Below are 24,987 nucleotides of genomic sequence, written 5' to 3'. Positions count from 1 at the left end.
TCGCTTAGTGCAGATCGGCGACCACACCGACTTGCGGCAGGTTGGCTAAGCCGATGTCCCGGGCGTGTTCCTCGAAGTCTTTGTTCTTCCAGAAGAATGCGCCGGGCATCGTGGTCGGTACAACCAATACATAAAACAGCGCCCGCCCAATTACCGCATAGGCCAACACACACAAGCTCAACGCCGCCGCGATCAAGCCTGTGGCGACGCCACCCTGCGTGAGGGTAAGGCCCAGAGCAATCACCGCGCTAAGCAACAACAGCGTATTGCGCAGCAGATAACTTTTGGCAAACACCGTTGTTTGAATGTAATGGGAAACGCTGCCCTCGTTGTTGGCAACATTCATTGCTCGGGCATGTTGCCACAGGCCCAGCCCCTCGATTAGCGCAGCGACCATAATCAGCCCGCCCCCCAGGGCAAGCATGGCGACGGTGTTTTCAGCTGCGCCGCTGGCCGGCGCGCTAAGCAACATAAACCACAAGCAAACAATACCGCCGAGAGCCAGGGCAGAGCCAACAAAGCTGCTACCTGTTTGCCAGTGATTCCAAAAGGGCCGTGCAGGAATCCGATAGCAGCGATACATGTAATACAGGCCAACGGCGCCAGACACCAGTGCGAGTGTACTCAACACAGCGGCTGCTACCGGGTAGTGCCCCCAATCGCCAAACCAACGCTGAAATACCGCATTATCGGGCAGCACGCTCAGTAAATGCAGGCCGGCAAACACCATGTATAGCAGCATGCCCAAGCCCTCGCGGCACACTGGGGAATGGCGAAGATTATTGAAGCCGCGGTAAAAGCGCAGCGGCTTGCCCAAGTGGGTTGCCGACATCAGCATACCGACACCTGCCAGGGCGACAACCAGCGCAACAAACGGCACATACAGCGCCGATGAGCGCAGCGCGAGTATCGGCTCAAGGGCGAATGCCGAACCCAGCGTACTGATAGCAAAGGCCCCCAAAGACGCCTGACTAACCAGTGTAAAAATCACCAAGGGGTTTTCGCGAGAGCTCAGCTTGTCCAGCCCCCAACGCTTTTCAACGCCCTTTTTCTGGTCCACAACCGGGCGGTACTCACCCTGCTCATCTTTGTGATACTTCACCGCCATACCGTCGGTGCGTGTCACCTCATCCGGCATGCGTTTAGTTTGCTGGAAGCGAATATTCGGATGCGTAATTTCCGGGCTGGGAAAACCGGGAATACTGAGCTTCGCCTGCTCGCGATTCTCCGGCAGATCTTCCACGACACCAAAATTAAGCGCGTTACCCAGGCAGGCAGAAACACAGGCTGGCTTTAAATTTACTTCCAGGCGATCAACGCACATATTGCATTTGCTCACCTGGCCTTTTATTGGGTCTAACTGCGGCGCATTGTAGGGGCAAACCCACGTGCAATAACCGCAACCAAAACAGGTTTCCGGGTCTTGCAATACCGCGCCATACTCAACATGTTTGGTATAGGCGCGCGTTGGGCACCCCTTCAAACACACCGGATCGTCGCAGTGATTACAGGCCATTGAGATATTCATGCGCTTGAAATCGGGGTAACTGCCTCCCTCGACATAGCCCACTGAGCGAAAGCTGATATGCGCTGGGTTATCATTTTTTTCACTGCACGCAGCCTCACAGGCGTGGCAGCCAATGCAGTTGTCGGCGGTAAAGTGAAAGGCGTGTTGCTTGTTGCGATTTGGGTTGCTGCCCACGCCTGGCTCTTCATTGATAAACATTTCGCGCCCGGCAGGAACAGCGCCGCCGCTGCGAGCGATCAGATCAATGGGCGCCTCATAGTAATTCACCTCAGGCGCGCCAGACTCTTTCAGGAAAGCGTACTGCGGCTCATCGTCTCGAACCTTCCACATAAACTAAGCCCTTCTTGGTGTAATGGGGGATGTCACGGCTAACACGGCCAACTAGAAAGCCCGGCGCTCAACGTTGAGTCGCGCCGCCTCCTTTTGATCAATATGTTCAATGCGCACGGCACACTGCTTGAAGGCTGGCTGGCGGGAATAGGGGTCAAGCAATCCCAGCGACAGCCGGTTAACACAGTCGTGATAATGCATGGGGATAAACAGCATATTGCGGGGAACCCGCTGCGTGAGCTGCACCATAACGACAGCGTCGCCGCGACGCGACACCAGACGCACATAGCTCTGGTGGCTCACCCCGGCCGCGCGCGCGGAGTCTGGATTCATTTCCATGTAAGGCGTTGGACTGAACTTATTGAGGTTTCCAATTTTTCCGGTTTTAGTGCGGGTGTGGAAATGCTCCACGACACGGCCGCTGTTCATCCAGAAAGGATAGTGCTCATCCGGTACCTCATTGTCCTCGATGTAGTCCATGGCCAGCAGGTTGGCGCGCCCGTTTGCAGTGGGGAACACGCCGTCGCTGTACAACCGTGGGCTACCCGTTTCATCACCCTCGCGCATCGGCCATTGGATGCCGCGCTGCGCTTCAATCAGATCATGGCTCATGCCGGAGATATCCAAATTCCGGCCACGACCTTTTGACAACTGCTTCATTTCATCGAAAATTTCAGAGGTCGTCTCGGGAAAAGCGATTTCCCTGCCCCGCTCAAAACGTTTGGCCAGCTGCGAGAAAATCCAATGATCGGGCTTGGCGTCGCCCGGCGGCGAGGTAAACTTGCGCACCAAATTTACCCGCCGCTCAGTGTTCGTTTGTACCCCTTCTTTTTCCCCCCACACGGCAGCGGGAAGATAAACATGGGCATAGTCGACCGTTTCACAGTCGCGGTAGCCGTCCTGCACCACCATAAATTCGAGCTTCTCCAAGGCCTTTTTAATTCGCGGTTGGTTCGGCATGGAGGTCAACGGGTTGGTGGCAACGATCCACAAGGCCTTAATATCGCCCGACTCTATCGCCGGAAAAATATCGGTCTGTTGCAAACCGCGCTTTGCCGGGAAGAAGGATTCATCAACCCCCCAAAACTGGGCCACCTCCTTGCGGTGCTCCGGCTTCTCAAGCATACGATAGCCCGGCAGGCCAGAGCAGGATGACCACTCCCGGGTGCCCATGGCGTTGCACTGCCCGGTAATAGACAGACTGGTCCCGCCGGGCACGCCGATATTGCCGGTAATCAGGTTGAGGTTATTAATGCCGCACACGCCGTCGGTGCCGTGGGTACTCTGATTAATACCCATCGTCCAGATACTCATTGCCGACGGTGCCTTTGCGTAAATGCGGGCCACATGCTTGATGGTGTCTGGGTCGATACCACATATCCGCGAGGCGGTGATGGGGTCATATTTTTCTACTGTCGCGACAAGCTCATCAAAGCCGTTGCAGTGAGCGTCTATATAAGCCTGATCCTGCAAGCCCTCCTTCAAAATGACGTGAGCTAAGGCATTTAGCAGCACCAGGTCAGTACCCGGTGTTATCGGTAAGTGGATATCGGCGAATTGCGCCAGCATGGTCACGCGCGGGTCGACAACAATCAGTGGAAACTTGCGCTTCTCCAACGCCTCTTTTAGTCGCCAATAAATAATGGGGTGTTGCTCAGGGAGGTTTGAGCCAAAGGCCATCAGGCAGTGAGTATTTTCGAAGTCCTCGTAGCAGCCGGGCGGCCCATCAGCGCCGAAGGAGCGTTTATAACCGGACACTGCCGATGCCATACACAGTGTGGTGTTGCCATCGTAGTTGTTGCTACCAATTACCCCGCGAACCAATTTTCCCAGGGTATAAAACTCTTCTGTCAGCAGTTGGCCGGTGGACACAATCGCCACGCTATCGCGACCGTACTTCTGCTGGATTCGCATAAACTCCTCAGCCGTGCGATCGAGCGCGCTATCCCAACTGGCTGGAGAAAACGCGTCGTATATTCGGTCACGCATCAGCGGCTGCGTACCACGACCAGCGGTGCCACTCAGTTCATGCTCGAAGATACCCTTTATGCACAGCTTGCCCTGATTAACCGGCGCATTGCCCTTGCCGCGACTCGCCACCGGCTTTCCGTCGGCATTCAAACCGACCTCAATTGAGCACCCCGTGGAGCAATAACCACAGACGGCGTACTTCCAGTCCACTACCTGCTTGTCAGCAATCGTAATGGGCTTGCGTTTTCTGCGACCGAATATCATGAAATCCCTCATTGTTGCGCACTGTTTGTGTGCTAAACCGAGCCCGCGGGGGCTAAAAAAGCGCACCAACTTGGTGAATTGCCAAGCAAATCACCGCATCTACTCTGGATTTAACAAGAACTATGCCAACTAACTAAATCAGGCTGAAAGCCAGTAAATACGGCGGGCTATTCGGCAACACAGAACAACTCGCCCTCAATTGGGGCATGACAAGTTGGGGAATATTTAACAGGAGGGGGTCAAAATTCAGGCAAAAAAAAGGGGCCCTCAGGGGCCCCTTCCGGTATGCACTAGTCGCGATTTATTTAGCGACTTCTGCTTCCATTACTGCAACAACGCGGCGGTTAGCCTGACGGCCTGCCTTGGTGCTGTTGTCAGCGATAGGACGCTCTTCACCGTAACCAATCGCACTCAGGCGGCTGGCATCAATGCCGAACTCTTTAATCAAAGCACTGCGAACGGCGTCGGCGCGACGCTGAGACAGCTGCTTGTTGTAGGCCGCAGCACCAGTGCTGTCAGAGTGACCTTCAACAACGGCTTTAACACCACCGAAGCGCTTCATGAACTCAGCGACTTTCTTCAGCTCGCTGATTTGCGAAGCAGGAATCGCATCGGAGTTCAGTGGGAATTTCACGTCCATTTTGATCGACTCGGTGTGCTTGAGTACAAACTTACAACCGAATTTATCAACCTGGCGGCCCGCTGGTGTGTTAGGGCACTTGTCGCGGTAGTTAGGTACACCGTCACCGTCTTTGTCCAAGGCACAGCCTTTGGCGTCAACGGCAACACCTGCTGGTGTGCCTGGGCACTGGTCAGCACCATCTTCAACACCGTCAGCATCGCTGTCATTGCTTTGAACAGGCGCTGGAGCAGGAGCCGGCTTAGACTCGCCGCCGAACGCGTAGCTCAGGCCCAGAGAGACGATCCCGTCGTTAGTTTCATGATCGAAACCGTAGAAGTAACGAGCATCAGCACGCAGAGACAGAGGACCAGACAGTGCGTAACGGAAACCACCACCCAAGTTGGCCTGAGTAATTTCTTCTTCGCGTACCACGTCAAAGTTCACCACACCCATGCCAAGACCAATGGCCGCGTAGGGCTCGATCTTAGACTCAGTGTTGTAGTAGCGAATCGCGTTAGCAGAAATGAACGTTACTTCAGCGTCAGCAGCACTGTTGTTGTAACGGTTGTCAGCGTCAGCGTAGCTAACACCCACTTCCACACCCCAGTCCTTGCTGAGCTTTTGTTCAACGCTGAACAACGCCGCAGCAGTTTCTTCCAGGTCCCAAGCAGAATCGAAAACTTGATAACCTACGCCGGCATTTAAGTACCACTTGTTGCTGTGGTCATCTGCCATCGCTGGTGCGGCAATTACCGCAGCAATCGCAGCACCCATTAATTGTTTACGCATTTTGTAGCTCCCCTGATTATCACTTAGGTCTTCCGTCGCCCTACCTTAATGGTGGGTCTTGGCTCAAGAATAACACGCAAGTATGCCCTTGCACGCCTGCTTTTCAGTAATTTTACCGCGACGGCGTTGCAAAGAGTTATAGAAGCTCCGCAAGAAAGAAGCAACCACTATTCGCAACGCCACGCCCGCATCGAGAGTCTGGATTGAGTGAAAAGTTCACTCACCAAGACATTATTTCTTTTACAAACGGGATCGTCAGTCGCCGTTGTCGCGCCAGGCTGTGACGGTCTAAGTCGCTTAGTACGCCAAATAGCGCTTTTAGATCACGCTGGCAACGGCGATAGATAAACTCTGCGAGGGCCTCGTTAATATCCAGGCCCATAATTTGAGCACGATGACAAAGCGCGGCAATTCGCTCCTCCTCGCTAAGTTCAGAAAGGCGATAAACGCTAAAGCTCTGCAGGCGAGACGCCAGGTCAGGCAGCTCAATCGCCAACTGATCAGGGACCTCGGTGGATGCAAAAAGCAGCGAGCAGCCCCCGCCAAGCGCGCGATTATAAAGACTAAACAGCGCCACTTCCCAGTCGCTGCGGCCGGCAATGGCTGACAAACCGTCAATGCACACGAGGTCAGCCAAATCGGCATCTTCCAGTACCATTTCAGCGGGATAGCCCAGCAATTCTGCGGCGGGGATATAGCGCACCGAACGCCCCTGCGCGTCGGCCAACTGGCAACAGGCCTGCAACAGGTGCCGCCGACCGCTGCGCCCAGCGAGGTAAACCAGCTTCTCGCCCTGTCCCGTTGCCACCCCCTTTAAGACTGCTACCGGAAGCTGCTGCGACGGGGCGACATAGTAATTATCAAAGGTCGCTTCCGTATCGAGGCTAAGCGCGAGGGGCAACTGCGTTGACGCCATCAGTCCTCGTCCTCGTCTTCAAGCACCAGGGGGATTTCTCCACCTTCTTGATACCACTCGCTGCGCAAATACGCGTCGTGAAGATAGCCGGCCATCACCTTCATTACCGAGGCAACCGGCAGCGCTAACAAAATGCCAAGGAAGCCGAACAACTGGCCCCCTGCCAATATGGCAAATATCACCATTACCGGGTGCAGGCCAATCTTGTCACCCACCAGCGACGGGGTTAAATACAAACTTTCTAACAGTTGGCCAATACCAAACACCACTGCAACGCCCAGCAATTGCCAGGACAGGTCAAATTGAAAATACGCCGCCAAACCCGACGCAGCGATGCCCACGATAAACCCTAAGTAGGGGACAATACTGGCCAGGCCTGCCGCCAGGCCCAACACCAATGCCAGATCGAGCCCGAGGATAAACAAACCGACGGTGTATATCGCACCGAGCGATAACATCACCAAAAATTGCCCGCGCGCAAAGGCACCTAATATCTCGTCGCATTGGCGCGCGATATCAACATACAGCGCTTCGTGGGAGCGCGGCAGCAGCTTGCGAATTGCCGCCATCATCACATCCCAATCGCGCAACAGATAGAACGTAACAACAGGGATGAGCGTGATGTTCGCCACCCACGTCATCACCGCGACACTGGAGCCACTTATTTTTTGCCACACATAGACAAAAATGCCGCCTGCCGCATCCCAGTGTTTGCTGATCGCTTCTTTAGCCGTATCGATTGGCTGGGCCTGCTCAGGCAAATCCAAAAATCCACGCAACCCGGGCAGTGCCGTCTCTTGCAACCATCCAACCAGCGCGTATAAACGCTGCACCAGCAGCTGCATTTGATCCAGCAACAACGGCAAGGTGATTAAAAACATCAGCAGCGAGAACAGCGACAAGCCGCTGAAGACCAACACCACCGACATGGTTCGGCCCACGCCTCTGGCCTCTAAGCGGTCGGCGAGCGGATCCCCCATATACGCCAGCACTGAGGCAATGGCGAAAGGCATTAATATTGGGCTGAGGGCATTGAGCAACCACGCCAGCAGTAAAAGTCCCCCCAGCCACCATAACCAGCGAACATTCACTGTCATGGCTGCCCCTGCCAGATATAGTTGCCTTGCGTCGCCAGTGGCGACCGGCTGCGGCCTGCGCCCTCAGCGGCGCGGCGCAGGCGGCCGTCCAGTTGCAGATAGCGCTCGACTTTATCCATATCATCTTTCAACACCAATTCCAGCACCAACTCCTCGCCAAACGCCCACGCCGCATTCGCGTGCTCTATGACCGCAAGAGATTCCAGATAACTCACCATCTGCGCGTAGTCGTCAAAGCGCGCGAGGCCACTCACATGGATCAGCGTGCGCCCACCGGCACCGGCAACACTGTTGACCGCGTAGCGACGCGCTTGAACATCGGCAACCCGATCGACCGCTGCCGCCAGAAAGCCACTGTCTTGCTGACTCTGGGTATCAAAGCGTTCGCCACTCTGCTCATCGAGCAAGGCCCAGCTCGCCAACCACTGGCCAGTGGACAATTGGGAGGCCCGCCCCATAAGAATGAAGGGCGGCGCATAGCGTTGCGAGGCTTCGCGAACTCGGGCCTCGGGCATTTGCCACAAAGCCTGCGCACTCAGATTACCCGCATCAATCAAGTCAAATAACGGCAGCTGCAATGCCAGGCCACGACGTGCCACAGCATCCTGGAGCGCCTTTTCTAGGTCCGGGTGGCTACCGCTGCCGAGGAAGCTTCGCCCCTCTGGCGTGTCGACAACCAGCCACAGTAATACCGTGGGACGATTTGCCGACCACACCGGCAAACCGGCTGATTGAAGCACCGCATTGACCTGCCGAGGAGAGAACTTCATGTCCAGCCAAAGACGCTCTTCGCCATCGGTGTTTTCACGGCGATAACTGTAGCGAGTCAAAAATGGTTCGGGGGAAGCCAGTGCTTCAGAGAGTGCGGAGGACTGTGGCAGCTGGCCCTGGCCGGACACACGCACAAAGACTTGCTCCAACGCACTGGCCGCACCGCGGCGGAGAGTCGCAGAGGACTGTTCGGCAACGGCCTCGCGCCCCTTGTAGAGGTCATCGACACGGCCCGCGACAGCGGCCGAGCACAGGCAGGCAGCTAACAACAATAGCAGCGGCCGCTTTAGCGCATTAATCACAGTATTAAAATCCCTCTACCTGAAACTGGCGCCACAGTTTAGCAAGGCGCGCCTACCAAGTCCTGAAGCAGCGCAAAATTCCCGATTTAGCTGCTGAATTGCGCGACCAACCAAGCTAGAATAGCGCCCTCAAAGAGGACAGCCAAGCACTATGACTGATACCAACAAGCCCAGCCTGAGTTACAAAGATGCCGGTGTAGACATTGACGCCGGAGATGCACTCGTCGAGCGCATCAAAGATGTTGCCAAACGCACGCGTCGCCCAGAAGTCATGAGCGGCCTCGGTGGTTTTGGCGCCCTGTGCCAACTGCCGACCGGCTATAAAGAACCCGTCCTGGTGTCGGGCACAGACGGTGTCGGCACCAAGCTAAAACTGGCGATGGACACAGGCATTCACGACAGCATTGGTATCGACCTCGTCGCAATGTGTGTCAACGACCTGCTAGTAACAGGCGCTGAACCGCTGTTCTTCCTCGATTATTACGCTACAGGCAAGCTCAACGTCGATATTGCCAGCAGTGTCGTTACCGGCATCGGCGCCGGTTGCGAACAATCGGGCTGCGCACTGGTCGGCGGTGAAACCGCAGAAATGCCCGGCATGTATGAAGGTGAAGACTACGACCTGGCTGGCTTCTGTGTTGGCGTTGTGGAGAAGTCCGGCATTATTGACGGCAGCTCTGTTCGCATCGGCGATGCACTGGTTGGCATCGGCTCCTCTGGCCCTCACTCCAACGGCTATTCGCTGATTCGCAAAATCATCGACCACAGTGGTCAAGCGCTCGACAGCGAGTTTGGCGACAGCACACTGGGTGAAACCCTGCTCGCGCCCACGCGCATCTACGTGAAGCCGGTACTGAATATCATCAAACAGTTCCAGGTTAATGCACTCGCCCACATTACTGGCGGTGGCTTACTGGAGAACATCCCTCGCGTACTGCCGCGCAACACCCGCGCAGTTATCGACAGCGACAGCTGGCAGCGCCCCGCCATCTTCGACTGGCTGCAAGAGCAAGGTAATGTCGAAGCACGCGAAATGTACCGCACCTTCAACTGTGGTATCGGCATGGTCATGGCCGTATCAGCAGAGCAAGCCGATAGCATTGTCGACATGCTTCACCAGCACGATGAGACAGCCATGGTCATTGGCCGCATTGAGGCCGGCGATGACGACGCAGACCGAGTGGTTATCAGCGACCTGTAAATGATGGGCTGTCGTATAGTAGTTCTGATCTCCGGTGGCGGCTCGAACCTGCAGTCCATTATTGATGCCGCCCAAGCGCAGCAGCTGGGCGGTGGCGACGTCGTCGCCGTTATCAGCAACAAGGCTGACGCTGGCGGCCTGCAGCGGGCCGAACGCGCCGGAATAGCCACGAACTGCTTGCCACACACCGACTTCAGCAGCCGCGAGGCGTTTGATACCGCGCTGCAGGAAACCATCGACCAACACCGGCCCGACCTCGTGATCCTCGCTGGTTTTATGCGCATTCTCACAGGCGGCTTCGTGCGCCACTACCTGGGGCGCTTGCTGAATATTCACCCCTCACTGCTGCCGAAGTACCCCGGCCTCAACACCCACCAGCGCGCGCTGGATGCCGGTGACCGCGAAGCCGGCGCCACGGTGCACTTTGTTACCGAAGAGCTGGATGGCGGCCCGGCGATAATTCAGGCAAAAATACCGATAAACGCTGGCGATGATGCTGCAACTCTTGCCAACAAGGTCTTGTCCAAAGAGCATCAAATTTATCCTTTGGCGGCTCGCTGGTTTGCCGAAGGGCGATTGTCTCTCGTGGCTTCAAAGGCGGTACTCGATGAACAGGAACTTCCTCAGCACGGCGTTATCTTTAACGAGCATTAAGGCCCTGGCGAGCGCTCTGCTGCTTGCCTGCAGTGTCGGCCTTGTCCACGCCGACGCCGATGCCCTAACCCCCTATCGCGCGCACTACCAAATCAGCCACGACGGCCTCAGCACCAAGGCTGAACGTATTCTGGAGCGCGACGGCGACCACTGGCGGCTCAGCCAACACGCGAAATTGTTTTTCTTTAAAGTCGACGAAGAAAGCAAACTGGAAGTGCACAAGGGCAAGTTGCGCCCCCTGTCTTACCGCTACGAAAACAATGTCAGCAGCAAGAAAAACCTCGAACTGACCTTCGACTGGGCCAAGCAAACCGTTTCCGACAAGCAGGCCAAAAAGCCCTGGCAGAAAGCCCTCAAGCCTCACTTCAGCGACCAACTGAGCGCCCAACTGCAGTTGCGTGAAATGCTGATCAAAGGTCAGCTGGATTCACAGCAGAATCAGACGGTAGTAAAAAGAAAGGGCAAGCTCAAAACCTATGGCATCAGCCGCATCGGTGAAGAGCGTATTGAGACGGCAATGGGCACATTGCAAACCGTGAAGCTGCGCAAGCATCGCGACGGCAGCAGCAGCGAAACGTTTATCTGGCTGGCGCCGGAATTGAACTATTTGATAGTGAAACTAGAACAGCGCGAAGACGACGAGCTTTATTCGATGAACCTGCTCAGCGCTGAGTTCGACACGCCCTCGCGCTGAGCAATCACGCACTATCAGGTTTTTGGCAGCGTCACGCCGCGCTGTCCCTGATACTTGCCGCCCCGGTCGCGGTAACTCACCTCGCACACCTCATCAGATTCAAAAAACAGCATCTGCGCGACACCTTCATTGGCGTATATCTTCGCCGGCAGCGTGGTAGTGTTGGAAAATTCCAAAGTCACGTGACCTTCCCACTCGGGTTCCAGTGGCGTGACATTCACGATGATGCCACAGCGCGCGTAGGTGGACTTACCCAAACACACCGTCAATACACTGCGCGGAATCCGAAAATACTCAACGGTGCGCGCCAGCGCGAACGAGTTGGGCGGAATAATGCAGGAATCGCCCGTAATGTTTACGAAACTGCGGTCGTCAAAGGCCTTGGGGTCAACCGTTGCCGAGTAAGTATTGGTAAACACCTTAAACTCATTGGCACAGCGCACATCGTAGCCGTAGCTGGAAGTACCGTAGCTGATGATTCGATTGCCATCCTGCTCGCGCACCTGCCCCGGTTCGAAGGGCTCGATCATCCCTTCTGACTCGGCCATTCGACGAATCCACTTGTCTGATTTAATCGCCATTGCTTTCCCCTGAGCCGCCGCATTGGCAGCAAATAGTATTAATCGTCGCTAATAGAAATCTGTGGTGCCGCCGCACTGCTGCGCTGGCGTCGGGCCAACTCGACCGCAGTGGCCGTGGCCATATCGCGATACAATTGCGCCGCTTCACTGTCAGGCGCCTGCGTCACCACCGGGGCGCCGCGATCCGCTTGTTCGCGAATCTGCATCGACAACGGCAAGGCGCCCAGCATCGGCACAGCGTAGTCACGAGCGATATGCTCGCCACCGCCCTCACCAAATATATGTTCGGCATGACCGCACTGACTGCACACATGCACCGCCATATTCTCGACCACGCCCAGCACCGGCACCGACACTTTGGCGAACATCTCAATGCCCTTCTTGGCATCGAGCAAGGCGATGTCCTGTGGCGTCGTGACCACAACAGCACCTGCAACAGGTACCTTCTGTGACAGGGTCAACTGAATATCACCGGTTCCCGGCGGCATATCGATAATCAGGTAATCCAGATCCTGCCAATAGGTTTGGTATAACAACTGCTGCAGCGCACCGGTTGCCATGGGGCCGCGCCATACCATCGGCGTTTTCTCGGTCACCAAATACGCCATCGACATTGACTGGATACCCTGCGCCTCAATGGGCAACAGATACTGTGTACCGTATTGCTTGGGGCGCACACCCGACTCAACGCCCAGCATCATCTGTACGCTTGGGCCGTATATATCGGCATCCAACAGGCCAACTCTCGCGCCCTCTGCGGCCAGTGCCAAGGCAAGATTCACCGACGTGGTTGATTTACCCACGCCTCCCTTACCCGATGCCACCGCAATAATATTGCGGACATTTTCCATGTTTTTAATGCCCTGAGACGCCTGGTGAGCGGCGATTTCCCAACTCACGCTCACCTCACAAGACAGCCCCTGCGCCGCCAAACTGTCGCGCAAAAATGCCTCGTACTGCTGTTGGTGGCTGCGCGCCGGAAAGCCCAGCACCACCTCGCAAACACCCTCGGCAGGCATGCGAATGTTGGCAATACTTGCCAGCGGCTGACTGAGCCCCGGCAGGGTTACGGCTGACAAGCACTCTTGAATGGCGTGTTCAGATGGCAAAACAGGCTCCTATATGGGCGGCCTCGGCGAGGCGTCACTACAGCGGCTAAGCGGGCGAGTATACGCCGCAGCAGGCGCCCTCACAACGGCCGCATAGATGCGTCGGCAACGTAAAAACGCTATAGTATCGCCCCCCGACGGCAACGCCGCCGGACAGTCTACACCGCGGTATACGCCGCTACGTCTCTGACTCATTGTTTTATGAAGGATTAGCATGTCGCGCAAGATTCTGGTTACCAGTGCCCTGCCCTACGCCAATGGCCCACTGCACCTGGGGCACCTCCTCGAATCGATACAAACCGATATCTGGGTGCGCTTTCAAAAATTGCGCGGCAACGACTGCGCCTACCTCTGCGCTGATGATGCCCACGGCACCGCGATTATGCTGACGGCGGAAAAACTCGGCATCACCCCGGAGGAGCAAATCGCTCGCGTCAAGGCTGAGCACGAGCGCGACCTCGGCGGCTTCCTGATCGAGTTCGACAACTACTACAGTACTCACTCCCCCGAGTGCCAACATTATTCGGAAGAAATATACCGCCGCCTCGAGGCCAATGGGCATATCGAGAAACGCGAAATCACCCAACTATTCGACCCCGAAAAGCAGCTCTTCCTGGCCGACCGCTATATCAAAGGCAGCTGCCCGAAGTGTAAAACCGAGGACCAATACGGCGACAATTGCGAAGCCTGTGGTGCCACCTACCCCCCCGCCGAGCTGATCAATCCGCGTTCGGCCATCTCCGGTGCCACTCCCGTCGAGAAAGCCTCCACCCATTACTTCTTCAAACTGGGCGACTTCGAGCAACTGCTCCGCGACTGGACCAGCAGCGAGGCCCTGCAACCACAGATCGCCAACAAGCTTCGCGAATGGCTCGATGCCGGCTTGCAAAGCTGGGATATTTCCCGCGATGCGCCGTACTTTGGTTTTGAAATTCCCGGCGCACCCGGCAAGTACTTCTACGTTTGGCTGGACGCGCCCATCGGCTACATGGCCAGCTGCGCCAACTGGTGCGAGCGCGAGGGCCGCAGTTTCGATGACTACTGGGCAAAAGGCTCAACGGCCGAGCTCTACCACTTCATCGGCAAAGACATCATCAATTTCCACGGCTTGTTCTGGCCAGCCATGCTCGACTCTGCGGGCTTCCGCCAGCCCACGGCCATCTACGCCCACGGCTTCCTTACCGTCAACGGCAAGAAGATGTCCAAAAGTCGCGGCACCTTTATTAAGGCAGAAACCTATCTCAAACACCTGCCCGCCGAGTACCTGCGCTATTACTTTGCCGCCAAACTCTCCGGCGCGGTCGACGACATCGACCTGAATCTGGAAGATTTCACCAAACGGGTGAACGCCGATTTGATCGGCAAGCTGGTCAACATTGCCAGCCGCAGCGCCAAATTCGTTCACAAAGGCAATGAAGGCCGCCTGAGCAGCGAACTTCACAAGCCGGAACTGTGGCAACAGGTAACCGGCGCCGCCGACGACATCGCCACGCACCTCGAGCGCCGCGATTACGGCAAAGCCGTGCGCGAAATTATGGCTCTGGCCGACGCGACCAATGAATACTTCGACGCCTGTGAGCCCTGGAAGCTGGCAAAACAGGAAGGCGGCAAGCAAGAAGCGGCGGCGGTCGCCTCGCAGTGCATCAACGTGTTCCGCGTACTGGTTACCTACCTCGCTCCGGTGCTGCCGAAGCTTGCCGAGCAGGTTGAGCAATTCCTGAATATTCGCCTGAGCTGGTCAGAGGAATTCACCCCACTACTCGACCATAAAATTGAAAACTTCAAAGCCATGATGGCTCGCGTCGACAGCGACAAGGTGCAAGCCATGGTCGACGACAGTCGGCAATCCATCGAGGCGGCGAAGACCGTACAAAAAGCCAGCAAAAAGCCAGAGAAAAAGGCGGCCCAGATCAATGACGATGCCATTGCGGACACGATAGAGTTTCCAGACTTTGCCAAAATAGATCTGCGCCTGGCCAAGATTGTCGATGCCCAGGCCGTTGAAGGGGCCGACAAACTGCTGCAACTGACGCTAGATCTCGGCGAGCACGGTCAAAAACAAGTGTTCTCCGGGATCAAAGCCGCCTACAGCCCTGAGCAACTGATCGGCAAACTCACGGTGATGGTGGCCAATCTGGCGCCGCGCAAGATGCGCTTCGGTGTGTCTGAGGGCATGGTGCTGGCCGCAGGCCCCGGTGGCGACGAACTGTGGCTGCTGGAACCCCACGAGGGCGCCAAACCCGGCATGAGAGTCCAGTAAGCATTATCGATTTTGCCGATAATGCATTGTGGATTAAAAGATTTTAAATTGAACACTTGATCGAAATAAAATAGCATCTCGATCACAATAAATAGCGGGCGGTCATTTGTAGCCGCCCTGCTCCACGGCAATAGAGGCAAGCGCTTTGCTAGCGGATTACACAATACTTTTGCTCGGCGCCATTTTAGTGAACAACTTCGTGTTGGTTCAGTTCCTTGGCCTGTGCCCCTTTATGGGCGTGTCCAGCAAGCTGGAAACCGCTATTGGCATGTCGAGTGCCACTACCTTCGTACTGACACTCGCCTCTATCTGCAGCTGGATGACCTACGAATGGCTGCTGCAGCCGCTCGGTTTGGAATACCTGCGCACCATTACCTTTATCCTGGTGATCGCCGTGGTTGTGCAATTCACCGAAATGGTCGTGCGCAAAACCAGCCCCCTGCTCTACAAAGTACTGGGCGTTTTTCTCCCGCTCATCACCACCAACTGCGCGGTACTCGGTGTCGCCCTGCTGAACATTAATAAAGAGCACAACTTCGTCGAATCCGCGCTCTACGGTTTTGGTGCCGCGGCGGGCTTCTCCATGGTGTTAGTGCTGTTTGCCGCCATGCGCGAGCGAATCGCCGTTGCCGATGTACCGGTGCCCTTCAAAGGTGCCGCGGTTGGCATGGTAACCGCCGGGCTGATGTCTCTCGCCTTTATGGGCTTTGCCGGACTGGTATAGCGGAGCCTTTATGATCGAGCTAATTACTCAACATCCCTTCGCTGCAGCGCTACTGGCACTGGTTAGTCTGGGCCTGGTATTCGGCGCGCTACTGGGTTTTGCCTCGGTAAAATTTAAGACCGAAGGCGACCCCATTGCCGATCAGGTAGAAGCGCTGCTGCCGCAAACCCAGTGTGGTCAATGCGGCTACCCTGGCTGCCGCCCCTATGCCGAAGCCATTGCCAATGGCGACGACATTAACAAATGCCCGCCCGGCGGCGAGGCGACCATCGCCGCACTAGCCGACCTGCTGGGTGTGGAGGCCAAACCCCTCGACGCCGCCGAAGAAGCCGTGCCTTCTGTGGCCTATATTCGCGAGGACGAATGCATCGGCTGTACCAAGTGCATTCAAGCCTGCCCCGTCGACGCCATACTCGGCGCCGCCAAGCATATGCACACCGTTATCGCGAGCGAGTGCACCGGCTGCGACCTTTGTGTTGAGCCCTGCCCAGTGGATTGCATAGAGATGCGGCCCATCGAGACCACATTGCAGACCTGGCACTGGGACAAGCCGCAGCCGACAGAAGACCTAATCGCCAGCGACCGCCGCGGCAACTCGCCGATTGAAGCGGCCTGAACGCACGCCCGAGGATAGTCACGAAGCATGAGAAAGATTTGGGACATTCACGGCGGCATTCACCCGCCCGAGAATAAAACACAATCACTGCAAGACAATATCCGCGCCGCCGGTATTCCGGCCCAATTGATTGTGCCGCTGTCTCAGCACATCGGCGCACCCGCCGCGCCCATTGTTAATGTCGGCGACCGCGTATTAAAAGGTCAGATGATCGGCGAGGCCAAGGGCTTTGTCAGTGCGCCCGTGCACGCGCCCAGCTCTGGTACAGTAGCCGCCATTGAACCGCGCGTTATCCCCCACCCGTCGGGCATGAGTGCGCCCTGCGTGGTAATCAACTGCGACGGCAAAGACGAATGGATCAGCCATCAGGGCATTAGCGACTACCGCAGCCTCGACAAAAACACCCTGGTCGACACCATCCGCAACGCCGGTATTGCCGGGATGGGCGGCGCCGGTTTTCCAAGCTCGGTAAAACTCAGTGGCGGTAAAGACAAACCCATTGAAACACTGATCCTCAACGGCACCGAGTGTGAACCCTATATCACCGCCGACGATATTTTAATGCAGGAGCGCGCCGCCGAAATTATCGCCGGCGCCGAAATCCTGCGGCATATTGTCGAGCCAAACGAAACCCTGATCGGCGTTGAAGACAACAAGCCAGAAGCACTGGCAGCCATGCGCGCTGCCGCCGAAGGCACCGGCATTGAAGTAGTTAGTTTCCCCACCAAGTACCCGTCAGGCGGCGAAAAGCAGCTGATTCAAATTCTCACTGGCATGGAAGTCCCCTCCGGCGGCCTGCCCGCCGATATCGGTATTGTCTGTCAGAATATCGGCAGCGCTCGCGCCATCTATCGCGCCGTTTGCCACGGTGAACCGCTGATCTCCCGCGTAACCACTGTCACCGGTGAGGCCTGCAGCACACCGCGCAACTACGACGTGTTGATCGGCACCCCGGTGCAATATCTACTCGACCTCAGCCATTTCGACGCCAGTCGCTGCATTCGCCTGATTATGGGTGGACCGATGATGGGCTACACCCTGCAAGATACCGCGGTGCCCATCGTCAAAACCAGCAACTGCGTGCTGGCACCCACCGTCGAGGAGCTGCCGCCACCGCCACCTGCACAAGCCTGTATTCGCTGCGGCATGTGCGCCGAAGCCTGTCCGGTATCGCTGCTGCCCCAGCAAATGTACTGGTTCTCACGCGCGCAAGAGCACGACAAACTCGAGGAACACAACCTCGCCGACTGCATTGAATGCGGCGCCTGCTCCTACGTCTGCCCCAGCAATATCCCTCTGGTGCAGTACTACCGCGCCTCCAAGGCAGAAATTCGCCAGGCCCAGCAAGACAAGATAAAGGCCGAGCGTTCAAAAGAGCGCTTCGAGGCACGGCAGGCACGTATCGAACGCGAGGCCGCCGAGAAAGAAGCCAAGCGCAAGGCGCGCCTGGAGGCCGCTAAGGCCAAGCAACAATCTGCCACCAAAGACGGCAGTAAAGACGACATTATCCAGGCTGCGATCGCCCGCAGTAAGGCGAAAAAGTCCGGTGGCGCCGACAACCCGCCGCAAGACCCCGCCCAGGCGGCCATTGCCCGCGCCCAAGCCGCGCGAAGTGGCGACGCCGTCAGCGAAACTGCCGAAGAAAAAACCGCTCGTCTGGAAAAACAGCTGGCCAGCACTGAAAAACGCCTGGCAGCGGCCCAGCAAAAATTACAGCTGGCCATCGACAATAATGATGACAATGTTGAGGCCTTCCGCAGCGGCGTAGAAAAAACCGAGGGCAAGTTGCAAGCACTACACAAGGAGCTCGACGCCCACCGCGCCAGCCAGGCACCTGCGCCCGCTGAAAGTGTTAGCGACGACCCGGCAGCCGCGGCGATCGCCCGCGCCCAGGCCAAGCGTGCAGGCGGGGCTGAAACGGAAAGTCCGGATGCCGCCCGCGAGCGCCTGACGACGCAAATTGCCAGCACCGAAAAACGCCTCGACGCTGCCCAGCAAAAATACGCTGATGCGCAGGCCCAGGGCGATGCCAATGCTGCCGCCTTTGCCACCGCCGTAGAGAAAACTCAGGCGAAGCTGGACAAACTGCGCGCTGAACTAGCGGCGCTTCCCGCCGCCGAGCCTGAACCGGCCGCCGAGGTAAGCAATGCCGACGACCCCGCCGCTCAGGCCATTGCCCGGGCACTGGCCGCACGCAACGCCAATGCCGAGTTGAGCGAGGCGGACAAGGCGCGCAACGCGGTCAGCTCGCTGGAAAAACGCATTGCCAAAACCCAGCAAAAACTCGACCAAGCCCAGGCCGATGGCGACGACAACGCCGCGATTCTGTCCGACACCCTGGCCAAATTGCAGGGCAAGCTGGACGAGGCTCGTCAGGCCTTGGACGCCCTTAGCCAGGAAGAGAACTGATCATGGCGTTTTTGAAAGTAAGTTCCCCCCACGCCCACGGCCCGATGAGCACCGGCCGCGTCATGCGTCTGGTATTAATGGCGACCATTCCAGGCCTGGTGGCACTCACCTGGTTTTTTGGTTTTGGCACCCTCACCAATGTGTTGTGGGCCAGCCTGAGCGCCCTCGCTTTTGAAGCACTGGCCCTGAAGCTGCGCAAACGCCCCATCGCGTTTTATCTAAACGATTGCAGTGCACTGGTCACCGCGTTCTTACTCGGTATCGCGCTGCCACCCGGCTCGCCCCTATGGCTGATTCTGGTGGGCACTGGCTTCGCCATCTTACTGTGCAAGCACATGTACGGTGGCATGGGCTACAACCCGTTTAATCCGGCAATGGCAGCTTATGTATTGCTGCTGATCTCCTTCCCGGTTGAAATGACTAACTGGCTGGCACCGCGCGGCGCCGTGCCAGCATCCGAGCTTCTCGGCCCCATCGACGCACTGTTGCGCAGCCTCGGCATTGGCAGTGCCCCCATAGACGGTGTGAGCATGGCCACACCGCTGGATATCCTCAAGCAAAACGACGCGCTACTGGTCGACGACCTGTGGGCACAAACCCCGCAATTCGGCACCGTAGCAGGCATCGGTTGGGAATGGGTCAACCTGGCCTTTTTGCTCGGCGGCCTGTATCTACTCTATCGCCGCGTCTTCACTTGGCACGCGCCCCTGAGCATGCTGCTGGCGATTGCCATTATGGCTCTGTTGTTTAACGACGGCGGCAGCTCTGCCTCCGGCGGCGGCGCACTGTTCAATCTGTTCAGCGGCGCCACCATGTTCGGTGCGTTCTTCATTATCACCGACCCGGTAAGCTCGGCAGTGTCCAATCGCGGGCGGGTGATCTACGGCGCGTTGATCGGCGTGCTGGTCTACATTATTCGCGCATGGGGTAATTACCCTGACGCCGTCGCCTTTGCAGTGCTGTTAATGAACTTTGCCGCGCCCTTCATCGACCACTACACTCAGCCGCGCACTTACGGGCATAAAAAGCCCAACGCGCAGGAGAAAGCGTAATGCTCGGCCAATCCATTACGAAAAACGGTTTGCTGCTGGGCCTGTTCGCCGTGGTGACCACCGGCGTAATCGCCGGCACCTATCTCTCTACCCGCGGCTTGGTGCAAGACAATATTCGCGCCGCCGAGGAGCGCGCCCTGCTGGAAATTATCCCCCGCGATCGCCACGACAATAGCATGCTCGACGACGCCGTTGCGCTTGGCGACGATGCCCTCCTCGGCCTTCGAGAGCCGCGCAATGCCTACCGCGCCAAACAAAACGGTGAGGTAGTGGCGGTGATTCTCCCGGCGACCGCCCGCGATGGCTACACCGGCGATATCGACCTGATCATCGGCGTCAATCGCGACGGCAGTGTGGCCGGTGTGCGGGTACTAAGCCACCGCGAAACACCGGGGCTGGGTGACCAGATCGACTACAAGAAAAGCCAGTGGGTAGACGGCTTTATCGGCCGCAGCCTGCTCAACCCCGAAGCAGAAAAATGGACAGTAAAGAAAGATGGCGGCGTCTTCGACCAGTTCACCGGCGCCACTATCACGCCGCGGGCCGTTACCGCTGCCGTGAAACGCAGCCTGGAATTCTATGCGCAGCAGCGACCCATGTTGTTAGACGAAGTGACGCAGGAGAAAGGCGATGAGTGATGTGAACTACCGCGAGATCTCCCTGAACGGCTTGTGGAAAAACAACCCCGCCATCGTGCAACTGCTGGGCCTGTGCCCACTGCTGGCCGTTACCGGCTCGGTGATCAACGCCATCGGCATGGGACTGGCCACCATCTTCGTACTCACGGTGTCAAATACCTGCGTGTCGCTGATTCGCAACATCACCTCCGATGCCGTGCGACTGCCGGCCTTTGTAATGATTATTGCCGCCGCCGTAACCTGCATAGAACTGTTGATGCAGGCCTTCGCCTATGAGCTGTTCCAGATCCTTGGCATCTTCCTGCCGCTGATCACCACCAATTGCGTGATTCTCGGCCGCGCCGACGCCTTCGCCAGCAAGAACCGCCTGCTGCCGTCTATGTACGACGGTTTCATTATGGGGCTGGGCTTTTCAGCGGTGCTAATTCTGCTCGGCGCCATCCGCGAAGTGGTTGGCACGGGCCATATCTTCGCCAACATGGAGCTGTTGTTCGGCGAGTCCGCAAAGGCCTGGAAGATTGTTTTGGTTGACGACTACAAGGCCTTCCTGGTGGCGATACTGCCCCCCGGCGCCTTCATCTTCACTGGCCTGATTATCGCCCTGAAAAACGTGATCGACGGCGAGATTCAAAAGCACGAGGCCGCCAAAGCGGAAAACACCGCGCCGACCAGTCGCCGCGTACGGGTCACCGGCAATATTAGCTGAGCCAACGCTAAGGCGGGCTTAGCTCCGCCTTACAGTTCAAATAACAGGTGCTGGCTGAGATCGCCGACCAAATCCACATGCATTTCGCGGCGGGCAAAACCCCACACGCCGTCCCGCTTGCACAGTTCATCCCGATATCGACCGCTGATAATAGGCTGTAAGGCCAGTGCATCGGTGGCCTGCAGCACGGTATAGCAGGAACGCGCCGTCGCGCTGACCGCGCCCGGCGAATGTTCGATAATCACATTACTAATCAGGTGGCGGGTTTTCGGCGTGTTGCTGTCGGCATAGAGTCGCGTCGACTGCTGGTACATCGCCAGCACGGCCTCCTCGCCACTCACCACACTGTTGTGCGCTGGCGCGACAATATCGGCGTCGCGAAACAAGGCCGCGACGCCGGCAAAGTCACCGGCATCAATTTTTTCAGCGTAGAGATACAGTAAGTTTTCAATCTGACGCGCGTCGTCCACGGCGACCTCACTCGAGCATTAGCGAGGGAGTACTACACGCAATTTCGCTGCGCCGGTCAAGCCGCTCACCGCGGCGCAGCGATTCGCGCCAGGCACTACGCAGATTGCAGCATCATCCGATAGCGACCGGGCGCCTGACCATACCAGCGCTTAAACGCCTTTTGGAAAGCACTTTGGTCGCTAAAGCCAAGCTCTGCGGAAATCTCCAACAAGCCGAGTTCACGGCGCGATATCAGCCCCAGTGAACGCTCTTTGCGGGCATCGTCCACCAAGCTTTTATAACTGGTTTCGGTGTTGTTTAACCGCCGCTGTAAGGTGCGCGGCGCAATGCCAAGCTGCGCGGAAATATCCTCCAACCGGGGCACACCGTCGGCCAGCTGACTCACGATGCAGTCGCGCACATCTTTGATCAAACGGTCTTCAAATTGCAGGTTCGACAACTCAATCAGCGCCGCCTGCTCCAGCGATTTGTGAATACCGGGATGAGGGTAAAGCGTTGGCTGGTCGAGCAGTTCACGACCGAAGTGCACCGCATTTAATTTTTTACCGAAGGACACCGGCGCTTCAAACAAGGCTTCCATTTCCGCTTCACGCCCTTGGGCACCGTGAGCGAAATGAACTTCTCGGCGCGTGGCACCGCGGTCCAACATCGGCTTGTTGACGCGATACCAATTGGCAAAGAAAAATTCGACAACGTGCACTGACGCCTGCTGCCGGGGCGGTTGTTGCCAGCTCAGGCAAGCCGTGCTGCTATTTACCTCGCTTAGCACCATATCGCCGTGGTCGATCAACAGGCGTGAAAAGCGCTGCATCGCATCCACCGCCTCGCGGGTATTGGAAGCGCTCATCCCCAGATAATTCACCATTCCCCAGGGCGTTCGCGAACAATGCGTGCCCGCTTTCGCGCCAAGGCAGGGGTCACCCAGCAAGTTCGCACCGGCGTCCAAGGTCATTTCAAACAAGCGCAGGGGAACGCGCCCTTGCTCACTAATGTGAGAAAGGGGATTCAAACGCAATACCGATTGCAGCTGCCGGCTGCTGAGCCCCTGGCCCTCAAGGTACTCTAGAAGGTTGTCGAGATATTCTTTGCAGACTGTTGGTGTTCGCATTTCACCCTCCCTACAAAACGCCCAGACAAAACACTGCGGGCGAATCTATCACTGTTATTGTTGTGGGCGGCACGCCGCCGGTATGACCTAAACTGCGTAACAGACTAGCAATTTCGCAGCGAGACTTGTCCCCCTCCGCCACTAAAAGTATTATCATTAGTGACCGTCAATTTGTATCATTTATGGCCATAGTCGATTATTCATTGTGCAATTAATAGAAATGGAGCAGCTGGGTGCCCGTTTACTGCGGGTACTTTGGCGCCTACTGCAACAACACTATCCCGACATAGACTGCGCGGCGCTCGGTCGGCGCTGCGAGCTGGGCGAGACCTGGTGGCAGGCCACCGGCAACGATACGCTGGTAAATGTAATGGTGTTGTTAAACGCCCTGCGTGACGATGGCGCGCCTGCCATTGCACTTGAACTGGGCGACCTTGCGCAATTGAGCGACCTTGGCCTGCTCGGCTATGCCATGCTTACCGCCGCCAACTGTGAGCAAGCCACGAATATCAGTTGTCACGCCTTCAGCGAAGCGAGCTTTTTAGTGCGGGTACACCTTGAGCGCGGCGAGCAACACGCGCTCATTCGCTTTGAACTCACCGACAACGCACTGCCCATCGAGCAGCTGTTAATGGAGCTGTGCAGCGTCGCTGCCTGGCGCTATGTGCAAGGGATACTGCCCGAGGGCCGCGCCGCCGTGCCCGACTATGTAGAACTGACCAGCAGTCCACCTGACCACGCCGAGCGCTACCGCGAATTGCTGGGTTGCGAGGTGGTGTTCGACGCCCCGCGCAACACCATCGCCCTGCCCCTGCACTGGCTGAGCCGACCTATCCCCAGCGGCAATGAACAGGCGCTGATCGCCTGCTCTCACCACGTGCAGCAAATCGTCAGCGAGAGCTATCGCACAGCCGGCATTGCCCCGCAGGTTAAACGCCTGTTGATGTCGCGCCCCCAAGACTGCGAATTCAATTTGGCAAAAACGGCAAAGCTACTGCGCTTAAGCCCGCGCAGCCTGCGCCGACATTTGGAACAAAGCGGCCACAGTTTTCGCCAAATTTGTCTGAGCGTGCGCATGGAATTAGCGCGGGAGTACCTGTTTAATACGCACATGAGTTTGAAGGAGGTGGCCTACCAACTCGGTTATAAACACCCGAGCAACTTCAACCGCGCCTTCAGCGATTACTATGGTCAGTCCCCACAGACGATGCGACGGCAGCACTACCAAGCCTTTCAGCGTGCAGAGCCGCCTGGCGCAGGCTGACAACTCTGGCGTCGAAAACCCTACTGATGTAGACCCACAGGCCCCACAATAGCGGGCTAGCTGGCAACCGCCATACTTTAACTTGCTAAGAAGAAAAAAGGTTTACCTATGATTGCAGCCGACAACACCCCGATTCTGGTCGGAGTCAGCCAGCAGACCTACCGCGACACCGGCAACCCCGAGCGCACCCCTACCGATGCGCTGCAAGAAGCCCTGCAAGGCGCCCTGGACAACACCGGCAAAGGCGATGCACTGCGCGGCGCCATTGACGCCCTGTGTACCGAGCCCAGCCTGTTGGAAGTCTCGGAAGAACTGGCCGCATTGCTTAACCGCTTCCCCGGGCCGGAATTAGCCAAGCGTTTGGGCTTTGATAATGCCCAGTGCCTGAAAGCCCCCGACGGCGGCAACGGCCCGCAAATGTTGATCAACCACTTCGCCGATGAGCTCAACCGCGGCAAGCGTCGCGCCGTGGCGATCTGCGGCGGCGAACTGACCGCGAGCTTTCGCACCCTGCTCGGTGGTGGCGGTGATATCGGCCACTGGCAGCAAGGCGCCAGTGGCGACACCGAACAGCCCTGGGCAGAACGCGACGGCGCCCACGCCCAGGAACACAAACACAATTTGTGGTTGCCCACCCATATGTACGCGCTGTTTGAAAATGCGCTGCGCCACCGCTATGGCCACAGCCTTGAACAACACCAGCAGCATATCGGCAAGATCATGCAGGGCCTGAGCGACACTGCTGCCGCTAACCCCGACGCCTGGTCCTACCAACGGCCACGCAGCGCCGAGCAACTCACCGGCTTTAACGAGCGCAGCCCCTGCCTCGCGCTGCCCTATAACAAATACCTGTGCACCCAGATGAATATCGACATGGCCGCCGCAGTGATTATGACCACCGTCGGTACCG

At 57.2% G+C, this 24,987-nt stretch carries 21 protein-coding genes and 1 pseudogene; 12 read left to right on the top strand and 10 right to left on the bottom strand.

Annotated features, from left to right (window positions below):
* Positions 1 to 4: 4 nt before the first annotated feature.
* From ABNS66_RS14410 to ABNS66_RS14385, 6 genes are all read right to left on the bottom strand, one after another.
* Complete coding sequence (locus ABNS66_RS14410; RefSeq protein ID WP_348655365.1) at positions 5 to 1,858, bottom strand: DmsC/YnfH family molybdoenzyme membrane anchor subunit; 1,854 nt, start codon at positions 1,856 to 1,858, stop codon at positions 5 to 7.
* Between the two features lie 51 nt (positions 1,859 to 1,909).
* On the bottom strand, positions 1,910 to 4,093 hold the full coding sequence (locus ABNS66_RS14405; RefSeq protein ID WP_286837297.1) for a nitrate reductase: 2,184 nt from the start codon (positions 4,091 to 4,093) through the stop codon (positions 1,910 to 1,912).
* Between the two features lie 301 nt (positions 4,094 to 4,394).
* Positions 4,395 to 5,504, bottom strand: coding sequence for an OmpA family protein (locus ABNS66_RS14400; protein WP_286695988.1), 1,110 nt, complete (start codon positions 5,502 to 5,504; stop codon positions 4,395 to 4,397).
* Between the two features lie 220 nt (positions 5,505 to 5,724).
* Positions 5,725 to 6,420, bottom strand: a complete 696-nt coding sequence (gene hda / locus ABNS66_RS14395; protein ID WP_286837295.1) for a DnaA regulatory inactivator Hda — start codon at positions 6,418 to 6,420, stop codon at positions 5,725 to 5,727.
* Complete coding sequence (locus ABNS66_RS14390; protein WP_204996784.1) at positions 6,420 to 7,517, bottom strand: AI-2E family transporter; 1,098 nt, start codon at positions 7,515 to 7,517, stop codon at positions 6,420 to 6,422. Before ABNS66_RS14390 ends, hda begins: the two co-directional genes overlap by 1 nt.
* The gene (locus ABNS66_RS14385; RefSeq protein ID WP_286837294.1) at positions 7,514 to 8,590 is read right to left on the bottom strand and encodes a DUF2066 domain-containing protein; all 1,077 of its coding nucleotides are present in this window, start codon (positions 8,588 to 8,590) and stop codon (positions 7,514 to 7,516) included. Before ABNS66_RS14385 ends, ABNS66_RS14390 begins: the two co-directional genes overlap by 4 nt.
* 151 nt (positions 8,591 to 8,741) lie before the next feature.
* Between ABNS66_RS14385 and purM the strand changes: the two genes are divergently transcribed.
* The 3 genes from purM to ABNS66_RS14370 are packed head-to-tail and all read left to right on the top strand — an operon-like array spanning position 8,742 to position 11,139.
* Entirely contained in the window at positions 8,742 to 9,791 is a 1,050-nt protein-coding gene (purM, locus tag ABNS66_RS14380) for a phosphoribosylformylglycinamidine cyclo-ligase (protein ID WP_286837293.1), read from the top strand.
* A gap of 3 nt (positions 9,792 to 9,794) precedes the next feature.
* Entirely contained in the window at positions 9,795 to 10,445 is a 651-nt protein-coding gene (gene purN, locus ABNS66_RS14375; protein WP_286837301.1) for a phosphoribosylglycinamide formyltransferase, read from the top strand.
* The gene (locus tag ABNS66_RS14370) at positions 10,399 to 11,139 is read left to right on the top strand and encodes a DUF3108 domain-containing protein (protein ID WP_286837291.1); all 741 of its coding nucleotides are present in this window, start codon (positions 10,399 to 10,401) and stop codon (positions 11,137 to 11,139) included. Before purN ends, ABNS66_RS14370 begins: the two co-directional genes overlap by 47 nt.
* Positions 11,140 to 11,153: 14 nt before the next feature.
* Here ABNS66_RS14370 and dcd read toward each other — a convergent pair whose 3' ends face one another.
* A complete protein-coding gene (gene dcd, locus ABNS66_RS14365; RefSeq protein WP_027873484.1) occupies positions 11,154 to 11,720 on the bottom strand; it encodes a dCTP deaminase in 567 nt (188 codons plus the stop codon).
* A gap of 38 nt (positions 11,721 to 11,758) precedes the next feature.
* A complete protein-coding gene (gene apbC / locus ABNS66_RS14360) occupies positions 11,759 to 12,829 on the bottom strand; it encodes an iron-sulfur cluster carrier protein ApbC (protein WP_286837289.1) in 1,071 nt (356 codons plus the stop codon).
* Between the two features lie 214 nt (positions 12,830 to 13,043).
* Between apbC and metG the strand changes: the two genes are divergently transcribed.
* From metG to ABNS66_RS14325, 7 genes are all read left to right on the top strand, one after another.
* Positions 13,044 to 15,089 carry a methionine--tRNA ligase gene (gene metG / locus ABNS66_RS14355; protein ID WP_286837287.1) on the top strand — a complete coding sequence of 682 codons (2,046 nt, stop codon included), beginning with the start codon at positions 13,044 to 13,046 and terminating at the stop codon, positions 15,087 to 15,089.
* A gap of 145 nt (positions 15,090 to 15,234) precedes the next feature.
* On the top strand, positions 15,235 to 15,813 hold the full coding sequence (gene rsxA / locus ABNS66_RS14350) for an electron transport complex subunit RsxA (protein ID WP_027873481.1): 579 nt from the start codon (positions 15,235 to 15,237) through the stop codon (positions 15,811 to 15,813).
* A 10-nt stretch (positions 15,814 to 15,823) separates the two neighbouring features.
* Complete coding sequence (gene rsxB, locus ABNS66_RS14345; protein ID WP_027873480.1) at positions 15,824 to 16,429, top strand: electron transport complex subunit RsxB; 606 nt, start codon at positions 15,824 to 15,826, stop codon at positions 16,427 to 16,429.
* A 27-nt stretch (positions 16,430 to 16,456) separates the two neighbouring features.
* The gene (gene rsxC, locus ABNS66_RS14340; protein WP_286837284.1) at positions 16,457 to 18,838 is read left to right on the top strand and encodes an electron transport complex subunit RsxC; all 2,382 of its coding nucleotides are present in this window, start codon (positions 16,457 to 16,459) and stop codon (positions 18,836 to 18,838) included.
* Between the two features lie 2 nt (positions 18,839 to 18,840).
* Positions 18,841 to 19,890: an electron transport complex subunit RsxD gene (gene rsxD, locus ABNS66_RS14335; protein WP_204996777.1), complete on the top strand. Its 1,050-nt coding sequence runs from the start codon at positions 18,841 to 18,843 to the stop codon at positions 19,888 to 19,890.
* The gene (rsxG, locus tag ABNS66_RS14330; protein WP_286837281.1) at positions 19,890 to 20,528 is read left to right on the top strand and encodes an electron transport complex subunit RsxG; all 639 of its coding nucleotides are present in this window, start codon (positions 19,890 to 19,892) and stop codon (positions 20,526 to 20,528) included. Before rsxD ends, rsxG begins: the two co-directional genes overlap by 1 nt.
* Complete coding sequence (locus ABNS66_RS14325) at positions 20,521 to 21,234, top strand: electron transport complex subunit E (RefSeq protein WP_286837279.1); 714 nt, start codon at positions 20,521 to 20,523, stop codon at positions 21,232 to 21,234. The genes rsxG and ABNS66_RS14325 overlap by 8 nt, the downstream gene beginning before the upstream one ends.
* A gap of 29 nt (positions 21,235 to 21,263) precedes the next feature.
* Here the strand turns inward: ABNS66_RS14325 and ABNS66_RS14320 are convergent, their stop codons facing one another.
* The gene (locus tag ABNS66_RS14320) at positions 21,264 to 21,704 is read right to left on the bottom strand and encodes a nuclear transport factor 2 family protein (protein ID WP_027873475.1); all 441 of its coding nucleotides are present in this window, start codon (positions 21,702 to 21,704) and stop codon (positions 21,264 to 21,266) included.
* Between the two features lie 95 nt (positions 21,705 to 21,799).
* Positions 21,800 to 22,813 (bottom strand): AraC family transcriptional regulator, encoded by a 1,014-nt coding sequence (locus tag ABNS66_RS14315; RefSeq protein WP_204996773.1) that lies wholly within the window; start codon positions 22,811 to 22,813, stop codon positions 21,800 to 21,802.
* A 205-nt stretch (positions 22,814 to 23,018) separates the two neighbouring features.
* Here ABNS66_RS14315 and ABNS66_RS14310 point away from each other — a divergent pair, with 205 nt between their 5' ends.
* On the top strand, positions 23,019 to 24,077 hold the full coding sequence (locus ABNS66_RS14310) for an AraC family transcriptional regulator (protein WP_204996772.1): 1,059 nt from the start codon (positions 23,019 to 23,021) through the stop codon (positions 24,075 to 24,077).
* A gap of 108 nt (positions 24,078 to 24,185) precedes the next feature.
* Positions 24,186 to 24,987, top strand: a pseudogene (locus tag ABNS66_RS14305) (hypothetical protein); the annotation flags it as partial.

Origin of the sequence: uncultured Spongiibacter sp. (assembly GCF_964011655.1) — a bacterium.
Classification (GTDB): domain Bacteria; phylum Pseudomonadota; class Gammaproteobacteria; order Pseudomonadales; family Spongiibacteraceae; genus Spongiibacter; species Spongiibacter marinus.
Note: the sequence above shows the minus strand (reverse complement) of the source record. Positions and strands in the feature narration are given on the sequence as shown.

Coding starts and splice junctions, on each gene's coding strand:
- ABNS66_RS14410 (WP_348655365.1), bottom strand. CDS start 1,858: ATGTGGAAGGTTCGAGACGATGAGCCGCAGTACGCTTTCCTGAAAGAG.
- ABNS66_RS14405 (WP_286837297.1), bottom strand. CDS start 4,093: ATGATATTCGGTCGCAGAAAACGCAAGCCCATTACGATTGCTGACAAG.
- ABNS66_RS14400 (WP_286695988.1), bottom strand. CDS start 5,504: ATGCGTAAACAATTAATGGGTGCTGCGATTGCTGCGGTAATTGCCGCA.
- hda (WP_286837295.1), bottom strand. CDS start 6,420: ATGGCGTCAACGCAGTTGCCCCTCGCGCTTAGCCTCGATACGGAAGCG.
- ABNS66_RS14390 (WP_204996784.1), bottom strand. CDS start 7,517: ATGACAGTGAATGTTCGCTGGTTATGGTGGCTGGGGGGACTTTTACTG.
- purM (WP_286837293.1), top strand. CDS start 8,742: ATGACTGATACCAACAAGCCCAGCCTGAGTTACAAAGATGCCGGTGTA.
- purN (WP_286837301.1), top strand. CDS start 9,795: ATGGGCTGTCGTATAGTAGTTCTGATCTCCGGTGGCGGCTCGAACCTG.
- ABNS66_RS14370 (WP_286837291.1), top strand. CDS start 10,399: ATGAACAGGAACTTCCTCAGCACGGCGTTATCTTTAACGAGCATTAAG.
- dcd (WP_027873484.1), bottom strand. CDS start 11,720: ATGGCGATTAAATCAGACAAGTGGATTCGTCGAATGGCCGAGTCAGAA.
- metG (WP_286837287.1), top strand. CDS start 13,044: ATGTCGCGCAAGATTCTGGTTACCAGTGCCCTGCCCTACGCCAATGGC.
- rsxB (WP_027873480.1), top strand. CDS start 15,824: ATGATCGAGCTAATTACTCAACATCCCTTCGCTGCAGCGCTACTGGCA.
- rsxC (WP_286837284.1), top strand. CDS start 16,457: ATGAGAAAGATTTGGGACATTCACGGCGGCATTCACCCGCCCGAGAAT.
- rsxD (WP_204996777.1), top strand. CDS start 18,841: ATGGCGTTTTTGAAAGTAAGTTCCCCCCACGCCCACGGCCCGATGAGC.
- rsxG (WP_286837281.1), top strand. CDS start 19,890: ATGCTCGGCCAATCCATTACGAAAAACGGTTTGCTGCTGGGCCTGTTC.
- ABNS66_RS14325 (WP_286837279.1), top strand. CDS start 20,521: ATGAGTGATGTGAACTACCGCGAGATCTCCCTGAACGGCTTGTGGAAA.
- ABNS66_RS14315 (WP_204996773.1), bottom strand. CDS start 22,813: ATGCGAACACCAACAGTCTGCAAAGAATATCTCGACAACCTTCTAGAG.